Here is a 9,870-nt window from a genome sequence, read left to right on the forward strand (position 1 = left end):
ATCACCGTGCCGGCCAATGGGCAATTGTCGGTGGTGCATGACCGCATGCCGGCCATATTGGAGGGCGAGGCCATCGAGGCCTGGCTGGACGGGGCCAATGTGCGCGCGCGCGAGGCGGCGCAACTGGCCCTGCCTCTGGCGGACGGGGCGCTGAAGTTTCACCCCGTCTCGCGCCGGGTCAATTCCGCCCGCGACGACGATCCCGGCCTGATCGAGGCGGTGACGCTGGAAAAGCCGGCGCCGCCGCCGCCCAGAAGCGGGCAGATGAGCCTGTTCTGAGAGGCTCCCTCTACATGATGCCGAAATAGCCCAGCGCGTCGCCCATGGCGTCTTCCTCGTAGCCCAGATGGGAGAGGAGGACTTTTTCGAGGGCATGATAGACGGTTTTGGTGTCGGCGAAGCGCTGCGGGGTAGGCTCGGCGGCGAGCGCGTTGAGGGCGTCGATGAGGCGGATCAGCAACTCGTGCACCACCACATGCTCGGCTTGCAGCCGGTCGGCGATGGCCTTGAAGGCCGGGCCCTGCTGGGCCAGCGCCGGAAACAGATGCGCGTCCTCGATGGAATGATGGGTGTGCACGAACTGGCAATATTGCCCGCACAGATTGCCGAAGCGGCGGAAATTGGCGACCATGGCCAGATCGCCGGTCTCGGCGGCGATCTCGGCCGGCGTCACCGAGCCGGCATTGGCGCGCTCGATGAGCTGGCCCAGCACCACCATATTGTGGCGCAGATGATCGTGGATCTGTTTGAGGTGTTCGCCGGCCGCGCGCTGCTCGGGCCGCAGCCCTTCGAGCTTCTGCGCCGGCGGGCGGGTGGCGTCGTCGAGGAATTCGATATCGTCAAGCATGGGCGATAGATGGGGCGGCCCCGCTCCCGGCGCAAGAACGCACATGGGTGTGACCGGGGAGCGCTATCAGCCCAGCATCTTGCCGGGGTTGAGGATGCCTTTGGGGTCGAGCGCGGTCTTGATGGCGGCCATCATCTCCAGCGCAACGGGGTCCTTCACCTGCCTGAGCAGGCCGGTCTTGAGCTGGCCGATGCCGTGCTCGGCCGAAATCGAACCGCCCAGCCGCAACACCACCTCATAGATCGCCTCGTGCATGGCCTCGTCATATTGGGCCATGAAGGCCTTGGGATCGGCCCCGGCGGGCTGGCTGAAATTGAAGTGGATATTGCCATCGCCCATATGCCCGAACGGCACCGGACGAATGCCGGGGCAAAGGCGCAGCGCGGCGGCGCTGCCCTCGGCGATGAGGCGCGGCACGGCGGCGATGGGCACCGAAACGTCATGCTTGATCGAGGCACCTTCCCTCGACTGCACCTCGCTCATCTGCTCGCGGAAGGCCCACATGCGGGTGCGCTCCTCCAGCGATTCGGCGAAGACGGCATTCTCGATCATCCCCGTGCCAAAGGCCGCCTCGATGGCGTCCATCAGCGCGCCGGGCTCGCTTCCTTGCATGCGCGACACCTCGACCAGCCCATACCAGGGGGAGGGGCCGGCGGTGGGGTCGCGGTCGAGAAAGCCGTGGCGCAACTGCATGTCGAGCCCGATGGCCGGCACGATCTCGAAGGCGTTGAGCCGGCCCCCGATGCGCGCCCGCAGCATCTGGAAGAGATCCAGCGCCGCCTCGGGGCCGGTGAGATTGACGAGGCAGGTTTCGTAATCCTCGGGCTTGGGGAAGATTTTCAGCGTCGCGGCGGTGATGATGCCCAGCGTGCCCTCGGCCCCGACCAGCAAGTCCTTGAGGTCGTAGCCGGTATTGTCCTTCTTGAGCGAATTGAGGCCCCGATAGAGCCGCCCATCGGCCAGCACCGCCTCGACGCCCATGGTCAATTCGCGCGCATTGCCATAGGCGAGCACATTGACCCCGCCGGCATTGGAGGACAGCACGCCCCCGATGCGGGCCGAGCCCTGCGAGGCCAGCCAGAGCGGGAAAATGGTGTTTTCGGCCTCGGCGGCGGCGTGGGCGGTTTCCAGGATCACCCCGGCCTCGGCCGTCATGGTGCCGGCGGCGACATCGATGGCGCGGATGCGATCGAGCCGGGCAAGGCTGACGATCACCTCGTCGCCGCGCAACGGCACCTGCGCCCCCACAAGGCCGGTATTGCCGCCCTGGGGAATGAGGCCCACCCCGGCCGCATTGGCCCAGCGGGCAATGGCCTGCACCTGCTCGACAGTGGCGGGGCGGACCACGGCGGCGGCCGGGATGTGAAAGCGGCGGCGCGGCTCGTTGAGCCATGCCCCCATTTTCTCCACCTCGCCGATGACGCTTTCGGGGCCGACAAGGGCGGTGAGCTGGGCAAGGATGGCTTGGGACGAAAGGGGCATGGGAAAACCGGAGGCTGGCGGGCATTTGCGGGGCGGCGAACTTGCCCCTATGCCTTCCCATGTGCCACAACCGGCGCAACGACTCCAGCAAGGGATAAAAAGCAATGGCCACCGGATTGATGGCAGGCAAGCGCGGTCTCATCATGGGCCTGGCCAATAACCGCTCCATCGCCTGGGGCATCGCCAAGCAATTGCATGCCCAGGGCGCCGAAATGGCCTTTTCCTACCAGGGCGAGGCGCTCAAGCGCCGCGTCGAGCCGCTGGCCGCCGAAGTGGGCTCGGACTTCCTGGTCGAATGCGACGTGACTAATGAAGCGGCGATGGACGAGACCTTCCGCCAGATCAAGGAAAAATGGGGTGGGCTCGATTTCGTCGTCCATGCCATCGGCTTTTCCAACAAGGACGAGCTGGAAGGGCGCTATATCGAGACCAGCCGCGACAATTTCGCCCTGACCATGGATATCTCGGTCTATTCCTTCACCGCCGTGGCCAAGCGCGCCGAGGCGCTGATGACCCCCGGTGGGGCGCTGCTGACGCTCACCTATTACGGCGCGGTCAAATATGTGCCGAACTATAATGTGATGGGCGTGGCCAAGGCGGCGCTGGAAGCCTCGGTGCGCTATCTCGCCGTCGACATGGGCAAGAAGGGCATCCGCGTCAACGCCATCTCCGCCGGCGCCATCAAGACGCTTGCCGCCTCGGGCATTTCGGGCCTCAGAGACATGCTGCACTGGCAGGAGGCCAATTCGGCCCTGCGCAAGAATGTCGATATCGACGATGTCGGGGGCGCGGCCACCTATCTGCTCTCGGACCTGGCCGGCGGCGTCACCGGGGAAATCCATTATGTCGACGCTGGCTTCAACGTGGTCGGCATGAAGCTGCTCGACGACCCGAACGCCGGCGAATAAGCCGGATTCCTTCCACTCTGGACGCGCCGGAAAGATGGCGCTGGAGGCATGATGACTGCCCTTGTCTGGCCGGAAATCTATTTCATCCGGCATGGTGAAACGCCCTGGAACGCCGAACGCCGCTATCAGGGGCGCAAGGATATCCCCCTCAACGACAAGGGCCGCGGCCAGGCCAACAATAATGGCCGGACGCTGGCGGCGCTGTTTGCCGCGCGCGGGCTCGATCCGCAGGCTTTCGAGTGGCATGCCTCGCCCCTGGGCCGCACCCGCGAAACCATGGAGCGGGTGCGCCTGGGCTTTTCCCAGCACCTGCCCGAAGTGCAGTACGACGTGCGGCTGATGGAGATTTCCTTCGGCGTACTCGAAGGCAGCCGTTTCGAGGAATTGCCGGCCAATATGGCGGTGGCGCCGGGCCAGCGTGACGAGACCTATTGGGATTTCCGCCCCGAAAACGGCGAGAATTACCGCGACGTGGAAGCGCGCCTGGGCGAATTTGCCGCCGTGCTCAAGGGCCCCTCGGTGATCGTCGCCCATGGCGGCATCGCCCGCACGCTGCGCGTGCTGATCGAGCGCGCGCCCATCCTCGACGTCATCAACTGGGCCCCGCCGCAGGATGTCATCATGCATTTCACCCCCGGCAGGATGGAGCTGATCGGCGCAGACGGGCTCTGAGGATTGTTGGAGCGCCGGTTTGAGCCTATCTTGAAGGATATGGCTTCCAAAGGAGGCGCGCGTGAACGAGATCAAACCGATAAAAGCGGCTATCGCCAGGCTGGAACGGACTGCTGATGGAACGCAAATCGTCGTCCTGCCGGAAGGTTTTGAACTGCCTTCGGGCGAAGTGACCATAAGGCGTGAGGGAACAACGCTCATCGTCGAGCCCAAAAAATCGCTGCTCGATGCCCTCGACCAAATGGAGCCGTTGACCGAAGACGAATGGCCCGACATTACCGATGATGATCTGCTGCCCCTGCGGGATGTGGAGCTTTGAGCCTCATCAAGGGCATGCTCGACACCAATGTCGTATCGGCCCTGATCCGCGATCCGCATGAGGGAAAAGCCCGCTCCAGGCTGGTGGCCTTCGGGGTGGACCGGGCATGTATCAGCGTTCTCACCTCTGCCGAAATTCAGTTCGGCTTTGCCAAAAGGTCTTCTCCTCGCCTGGAGCGTAATCTGGAATTGCTGCTGGGCAGCATAACCATCCTGCCCTTCGGGCCACCCGCCGATTTCTATTATGGCTGGCTGCGCGCCCATCTGGTGCGACAGGGCACCCCCATTGGCCCCAACGACCTCTTCATTGCTGCCCATGCCCTGGCGCTGGATCTCACCCTCATCACCGCCAATGTCGGGGAGTTTTCGCGGGTGCCGGGATTGCGCCTTGAGAACTGGCTCGATTGACCTGAAGGCCCGGCCTGCCTAGAAAGCCGACAATCCAAGGGGCCACGCCATGTCTTTCAATAGTTTCGGGCAACTTTTCCGCTTCACCACCTGGGGCGAAAGCCATGGGCCGGCGCTGGGCGTGGTGGTGGATGGCTGCCCGCCGGGCCTGCGGCTGACGCCCGAGATGATCCAGCGCGACCTCGACCGGCGCAAGCCGGGGCAATCGAAATTCACCACGCAAAGGCGCGAGCCCGACGAGGTGAAAATTCTCTCAGGCGTGTTCGAGGACGAGCGCACCGACGGCCCCCGCACCACCGGCACGCCGATCTCGCTGCTGATCGAGAACACCGACCAGCGCTCCAAGGATTATTCGGAGATTCGCGACAAATACCGACCCGGCCACGCCGATTACACCTATGACCAGAAATACGGCATCCGCGATTATCGCGGCGGCGGGCGCACCTCGGCGCGCGAAACCGCGGCGCGGGTGGCGGCGGGGGCGGTGGCGCGGCAGGTGCTGGCGGGGGTGACCATCCGCGCCAGCCTTGTGCAGATGGGGCCGCATAAAATCGACTACGCCAATTTCGATTGGGCGCAGGTGGGTGAGAATCCGTTCTTTTGCGCCGACGCCAAGGCGGCCGCGCTCTGGGCCGATTATCTCGACGGGTTGCGCAAAAGCGGCAATTCGGTGGGGGCGGTGATCGAGGTGGTGGCCGAGGGCGTGCCGGTGGGCTGGGGCGCGCCGGTCTATGGCAAATTGAGCGCCGACCTGGCCTCGGCCATGATGAGCATCAATGCGGTCAAGGGCGTGGAAATCGGCGCCGGCTTCGAGGCGGCGAGCCTCACCGGGGTCGACAATGCCGACCAGATGCGGGCAGGGGCCGAGCGCCCCTATTTCCTCGCCAACCATGCCGGGGGCATATTGGGCGGCATTTCCAATGGCGACCCCATCGTGTGCCGGTTCGCCGTCAAGCCCACCTCGTCCATCCTGACGCCGCGCCAGACGGTGACCACGGCCAACCAGGATACCGATATCGTCACCAAGGGAAGGCACGACCCCTGCGTGGGCATTCGCGCCGTGCCGGTGGGCGAGGCGATGATGGCGCTGGTGCTGGCCGACCACTTCCTGCGCCATCGCGGCCAGACCGGGCGCGAGGGCCCGGTGGGATTCGAGCGGGGTTAGGGTGGTCTTCGGGCCAGGGCTCTGCGTTCTTAAAAACCTCAGGCTCTGCCCACGGGCGTGACCCATGGGCCTGCTGGAGAGCCCTTTTTATGGTATTTGCGGAAAGTGGCCCGCGGATTGCGTCCGCGGGCAGCGCCGGTGGGCGGGGAGGCCCCTCTCAGCGTTTGCGTACGAATTCCGTGCGCAGCACCAGCCCCTTGATGGCGTCGTGGCGGCAGTCGATTTCTTCGGGGTTGTCGGTGAGGCGGATCGTCTTGATGACGGTGCCCTGCTTGAGGGTCTGCCCGGCGCCCTTGACCTTGAGATCCTTGATGAGGACCACCGAGTCCCAATCGGCCAGCACATTGCCCGAGGCGTCGAGCACGGCGGGGGCGGCGGCGGCCTGGGCGGCGAGTTCGGAAGCCGGGCGCCATTCCCCGCTCACCTCGTCGTAAACATAGTCGTCATTGTCGGCGGCCATGGCGCGCTCCTCTTGGGAAATAGGGGGGTGGAAGCTGCGTAGCCCAGAAGCGGGGTAAAGACAAATCAGCGCGCGAAGACTAGCACGGTCTCGCGGTTGCCGTCGCCGCCGGCGATGGGGGAGGGGGTGGAGAGGATGTGGGCAAAGCCCTGCGCTTCGACAAAGGCGATGGTTTCGGCCAGCGCTGCCTCGACGGCCTCGGCATCGGTGACGATGCCGCCCTTGCCGACATGCTCGCGCCCCACCTCGAATTGCGGCTTGAAGAGGATGATGGCGCGGGCCTGGGGGGCGCAAAGCGCCAGAGGGGCGGCGAGCACCTTGGCCACCGAGACGAAGCTGATGTCGCACACAAGCAGGTCGATGGGCTCGGCGATTTCCGCGCGCGTCAAAAGGCGCGCATTGAGCCCTTCCAGGCTGACGACGCGCTTTTCGGCGCGCAGGCGCTCATGCAACTGGCCATGGCCGACATCGACGGCATAGACGCGGGCGGCGCCGCGCGCGACCAGCACCTGGGTGAAGCCGCCGGTCGAAGCGCCAACATCCAGGCACACCAGCCCCGCCGGGGCGATGGCGCCGGCATCGAGCCCGGCGATGAGTTTGAGCGCGGCGCGGGAGATGTAATCGGCCGCCGGATCGGCAAGGGTCAGGCGGTCGGCCGGGCCGACCATCTGGTTGGGCTTGCTCGCCGGCGCGCCATTGACCGACACGGTGCCGCGCAGGATGGCGTCGCGGGCCCGGGCGCGGCTGGGCAACAGGCCGCGCTGCTCCAGCGCCAGGTCGAGCCTGATGCGCCCGTTCATTTGCCCAGCAGCAGCTTGAGCTTGCCTATGGCGGTGTCGGAGGCTTCCTCATAGGCGATGGTGCCCTTGAAGGCGCCGTCCTTGTCGATAAGGAAGGTGAGGGCGGTGTGGTTGACCAGGTAATAGGGATCGTCCGGCTCGCCAACCTTTTCCGAGAACACGCCGAAGGCGCGCTTGACGTTCTCGGTCTGGGTGAGGTCGTGCCCGACAAGCCCGATAATGGTGGGGTCGAACCCCTCGACATAATCGCGCACCATGTCGAGCGTGTCGCGCTCGGGATCGACGGTGACGAAGATGATGCGCAACTCATCGGCGCTCACGCCCAGTTGGGCCCGCCAGGCGGTGGTTTCGGCCAGCGTGGTCGGGCACACATCGGGGCAATAGGTGTAGCCGAAGAAGATCATGCTCGGCGTGCCGCGCAGATCGTCCTGGGTAAAGGCGCCGCCCTTGGTGGAATTGAGCGCGAAAGCCTGTCCGGTGACGCCCAGCGGGCGGGCGGGCGGCTGGAACAGATAGAGGGCGGTGGCGGCGATGGCGACAACGCCGACGAGCGCCCAGAGGATGATGCGGAATGTGCGCAGGTTCATGGCGGTCGCGGCTTTCTCAGGCGTCCAGCGGCTCGGTGCCGGTGGGCTTGCCGTCACGCGAGAGGGTGATCTTTTCGATGCGGGCTTCGGCGGTGCGCAGCAGCGCCTCGCAATGGGCCTTGAGCGCTTCGCCCCGCTCGTAGATGGCGATGGATTCGGCCAGCGGCGCGCGCCCCGATTCCAGCTTGCCCACGATCTCTTCCAGCTGGGCCAGGGCGGCCTCGAAGCTCATCGTCTTGACGTCGTCATTGTCCGCCATGGATCTGTCCCTAATCGTCCAGGCGCCCGATGGCGCCGTCCATCAGCATGGCGACATGGTGCGAAACGCCCCCGGCCAGGCCCTTGAGGTCATACCCCCCCTCGAGCAGCGACACAATGCGGTTGCCGCAGCGGCTTTCGGCCACATCCATCAACTTGCCCGTGAGCCAGCCGAAATCGTCCGAGCGCCAGTTGAGCTGGGCCACCCCATCGCGGATATGGGCATCGAAGCCGGCCGAGAGCAGCATTATGTCGGGGGCGAAATCGTGCAGCGCCGGAAACACCAGCCCTGAATAGGCCTCGCGCATCAGCGCTCCGTCGCTCTGGGCGGGAAGGGGGATGTTGAGAATATTGCCCACGCCCCTCTCGTCGGCCTTGCCGGTGCCGGGATAGAGCGGCATCTGGTGGCTGGAGATGTAGAGGATATCGGGATCGGCGGCGAAAATGTCCTGCGTGCCATTGCCGTGATGCACGTCGAAATCGACGATGGCGATGCGCTCGGCGCCATATTTGCGCTGCGCCTCGCGCGCGGTAATGGCCACGGTGTTGATGAGGCAGAAGCCCCCCGGCGCGGCGCGTTCGGCATGATGGCCGGGCGGGCGGATGGCGCAGAAGGCATTGTCGGCCTCGCCCAGAATGACGGCATCCAGCGCCGCCAGCGCACCGCCCAGGCTGGTGGCGACGGCACCCAGCGAGCCGGAAGAAATATAGGTGTTGCGGTCGATCTGCCCGATGCCCTCGGCGGGGCGGGCCTGGCGCAGGATGTCCAGATAGGCCCGCTCATGCACCAGCTCGGCCAGCATGAGATCGCCCATGGGCGCCTCGCGACGCAAAAGCGCGTCGAAACGCGGCCGCGCCAGCGCCTCCTCGACCGCGCGGATGCGGTCGGCGCGCTCGACATGGCCTTCGGGCGTACGATGATCGGTGAAATTGGCTTGGCTGACGAGCAGCGTGGTCACGCGGGGCTAGCTCCTCTGGCGCATATTCTCGTCTTGACGCGCCCCGGCGGCATTGTCAAACAGACGCCATGTCGCGCCCGAGCACTCCTCCGTCCCCCCATCCCCGCAGCGTCGCGGAGGCAGCCGCCATCCTGCGCGCCGGCCGCGTCTGCGCTTTCCCCACCGAAACCGTCTATGGGCTGGGGGCCGACGCCACCAATGCCGATGCGGTGCTCTCCATCTACGAGACCAAGGGGCGGCCGCGCTTCAACCCGCTGATCGTGCATTGCGCCGATCTCGCCATGGCCGAGACACTGGCCGAATTCCCCCCGCTGGCGCGGGAGGCGGCCCGGCTCTGGCCCGGTCCGCTGACGCTGGTGCTGAAGGCAAAACAAGGCAACGGGCTGGCCGATGTGGTCAGGGCCGGGCTCGACAGCGTCGGCATCCGCATTCCGGCCCATCCCCTGGCGCGCGAGCTGATCGCCGCAGTGGGCCGTCCGCTCGCCGCGCCCTCGGCCAATCCTTCGGGAAAGCTCTCGCCCACCAGCGCCGAACAGGTGCGCCGGGGGTTTGGCGACCGGGTGCCGGTGCTCGATGGCGGGCCGTGCATAGCGGGGGTGGAATCCACCATTCTGCGCATCGAGAACGACGCGCTGGTGCAATTGCGCGCCGGGGCGCTGGCGCGCGAGGACATCGAGGCGGCGCTGGGCCGCAAGGTCACTCTGGCCGGCAAGGAGGCGGGCATCGCCGCGCCGGGCATGATGCTGAGCCACTATGCGCCCCGCGCCCGGATGCGGCTCAATGCCGAGCCGATGGCGGGGGAAGCCTATCTGGCCTTTGGCCCGGTCCCCGATTTCGCCGGGCCGATGCGCAACCTCTCGCCGGCTGGCGATGTGCGCGAGGCGGCGCGCAATCTCTTCGCCATGCTGCATGAACTGGATGCGAAGGGGATGGAGACCATCGCGGTGGCGCCGGTGCCTGAGACGGGACTGGGCGAGGCGATCAACGACCGGCTGGCCCGGGCGGC

At 66.0% G+C, this 9,870-nt stretch carries 14 protein-coding genes; 7 read left to right on the plus strand and 7 right to left on the minus strand.

The annotated features are described in order from the left end of the window. A partial coding sequence (locus VDP82_RS08745) for an SOS response-associated peptidase family protein (RefSeq protein ID WP_323014464.1) occupies positions 1–279 on the plus strand: 279 nt, incomplete at its 5' end. A gap of 10 nt (positions 280–289) precedes the next feature. On the opposite strand, the gene VDP82_RS08750 is transcribed toward VDP82_RS08745, so the two are convergent. Both VDP82_RS08750 and VDP82_RS08755 read right to left on the minus strand, forming a co-directional pair. Continuing rightward, positions 290–847, minus strand: a complete 558-nt coding sequence (locus VDP82_RS08750; RefSeq protein ID WP_323014465.1) for a hemerythrin domain-containing protein — start codon at positions 845–847, stop codon at positions 290–292. Positions 848–913: 66 nt separating this feature from the next. Next, entirely contained in the window at positions 914–2,329 is a 1,416-nt protein-coding gene (locus VDP82_RS08755; RefSeq protein WP_323014466.1) for an FAD-binding oxidoreductase, read from the minus strand. 104 nt (positions 2,330–2,433) lie between these two features. Between VDP82_RS08755 and VDP82_RS08760 the strand changes: the two genes are divergently transcribed. The 5 genes from VDP82_RS08760 to aroC all read left to right on the plus strand — a co-directional run bounded on the left by VDP82_RS08760 (position 2,434) and on the right by aroC (position 5,800). After that, positions 2,434–3,237: an enoyl-ACP reductase FabI gene (locus VDP82_RS08760; RefSeq protein WP_323014467.1), complete on the plus strand. Its 804-nt coding sequence runs from the start codon at positions 2,434–2,436 to the stop codon at positions 3,235–3,237. A gap of 48 nt (positions 3,238–3,285) precedes the next feature. After that, complete coding sequence (locus VDP82_RS08765; RefSeq protein ID WP_323014468.1) at positions 3,286–3,909, plus strand: histidine phosphatase family protein; 624 nt, start codon at positions 3,286–3,288, stop codon at positions 3,907–3,909. A gap of 61 nt (positions 3,910–3,970) precedes the next feature. Next, the gene (locus tag VDP82_RS08770; protein ID WP_323014469.1) at positions 3,971–4,228 is read left to right on the plus strand and encodes an AbrB/MazE/SpoVT family DNA-binding domain-containing protein; all 258 of its coding nucleotides are present in this window, start codon (positions 3,971–3,973) and stop codon (positions 4,226–4,228) included. Between the two features lie 14 nt (positions 4,229–4,242). Then, a complete protein-coding gene (locus VDP82_RS08775) occupies positions 4,243–4,635 on the plus strand; it encodes a type II toxin-antitoxin system VapC family toxin (RefSeq protein WP_416347093.1) in 393 nt (130 codons plus the stop codon). 49 nt (positions 4,636–4,684) lie between these two features. Beyond that, entirely contained in the window at positions 4,685–5,800 is a 1,116-nt protein-coding gene (aroC, locus tag VDP82_RS08780; RefSeq protein WP_323014471.1) for a chorismate synthase, read from the plus strand. A gap of 157 nt (positions 5,801–5,957) precedes the next feature. Here aroC and VDP82_RS08785 read toward each other — a convergent pair whose 3' ends face one another. The 5 genes from VDP82_RS08785 to VDP82_RS08805 form a co-directional block, all read right to left on the minus strand. Then, positions 5,958–6,260 (minus strand): alkylphosphonate utilization protein, encoded by a 303-nt coding sequence (locus tag VDP82_RS08785; RefSeq protein ID WP_323014472.1) that lies wholly within the window; start codon positions 6,258–6,260, stop codon positions 5,958–5,960. A 65-nt stretch (positions 6,261–6,325) separates the two neighbouring features. Next, positions 6,326–7,060 carry a TlyA family RNA methyltransferase gene (locus VDP82_RS08790; protein WP_323014473.1) on the minus strand — a complete coding sequence of 245 codons (735 nt, stop codon included), beginning with the start codon at positions 7,058–7,060 and terminating at the stop codon, positions 6,326–6,328. Beyond that, complete coding sequence (locus VDP82_RS08795; RefSeq protein ID WP_323014474.1) at positions 7,057–7,647, minus strand: SCO family protein; 591 nt, start codon at positions 7,645–7,647, stop codon at positions 7,057–7,059. The genes VDP82_RS08790 and VDP82_RS08795 overlap by 4 nt, the downstream gene beginning before the upstream one ends. A gap of 16 nt (positions 7,648–7,663) precedes the next feature. After that, on the minus strand, positions 7,664–7,906 hold the full coding sequence (locus tag VDP82_RS08800; protein WP_323014475.1) for an exodeoxyribonuclease VII small subunit: 243 nt from the start codon (positions 7,904–7,906) through the stop codon (positions 7,664–7,666). A gap of 10 nt (positions 7,907–7,916) precedes the next feature. Continuing rightward, positions 7,917–8,864, minus strand: a complete 948-nt coding sequence (locus VDP82_RS08805; RefSeq protein ID WP_323014476.1) for a histone deacetylase family protein — start codon at positions 8,862–8,864, stop codon at positions 7,917–7,919. A 68-nt stretch (positions 8,865–8,932) separates the two neighbouring features. On the opposite strand from VDP82_RS08805, the gene VDP82_RS08810 reads away from it, so the two are divergent. Then, positions 8,933–9,870, plus strand: a 938-nt coding sequence (locus tag VDP82_RS08810) for an L-threonylcarbamoyladenylate synthase (RefSeq protein ID WP_323014477.1), incomplete at its 3' end; no start/stop codon positions are given.

Origin of the sequence: Devosia sp. (assembly GCF_034675085.1) — a bacterium.
Classification (GTDB): domain Bacteria; phylum Pseudomonadota; class Alphaproteobacteria; order Rhizobiales; family Devosiaceae; genus Devosia.

What these genes read in the sequence shown, in the direction of transcription:
- VDP82_RS08750 (WP_323014465.1), bottom strand. Translation starts at nt 847, where the DNA reads ATGCTTGACGATATCGAATTCCTCGACGACGCCACCCGCCCGCCGGCG.
- VDP82_RS08755 (WP_323014466.1), bottom strand. Translation starts at nt 2,329, where the DNA reads ATGCCCCTTTCGTCCCAAGCCATCCTTGCCCAGCTCACCGCCCTTGTC.
- VDP82_RS08760 (WP_323014467.1), top strand. Translation starts at nt 2,434, where the DNA reads ATGGCCACCGGATTGATGGCAGGCAAGCGCGGTCTCATCATGGGCCTG.
- VDP82_RS08765 (WP_323014468.1), top strand. Translation starts at nt 3,286, where the DNA reads ATGATGACTGCCCTTGTCTGGCCGGAAATCTATTTCATCCGGCATGGT.
- VDP82_RS08775 (WP_416347093.1), top strand. Translation starts at nt 4,243, where the DNA reads ATGCTCGACACCAATGTCGTATCGGCCCTGATCCGCGATCCGCATGAG.
- aroC (WP_323014471.1), top strand. Translation starts at nt 4,685, where the DNA reads ATGTCTTTCAATAGTTTCGGGCAACTTTTCCGCTTCACCACCTGGGGC.
- VDP82_RS08785 (WP_323014472.1), bottom strand. Translation starts at nt 6,260, where the DNA reads ATGGCCGCCGACAATGACGACTATGTTTACGACGAGGTGAGCGGGGAA.
- VDP82_RS08790 (WP_323014473.1), bottom strand. Translation starts at nt 7,060, where the DNA reads ATGAACGGGCGCATCAGGCTCGACCTGGCGCTGGAGCAGCGCGGCCTG.
- VDP82_RS08795 (WP_323014474.1), bottom strand. Translation starts at nt 7,647, where the DNA reads ATGAACCTGCGCACATTCCGCATCATCCTCTGGGCGCTCGTCGGCGTT.
- VDP82_RS08800 (WP_323014475.1), bottom strand. Translation starts at nt 7,906, where the DNA reads ATGGCGGACAATGACGACGTCAAGACGATGAGCTTCGAGGCCGCCCTG.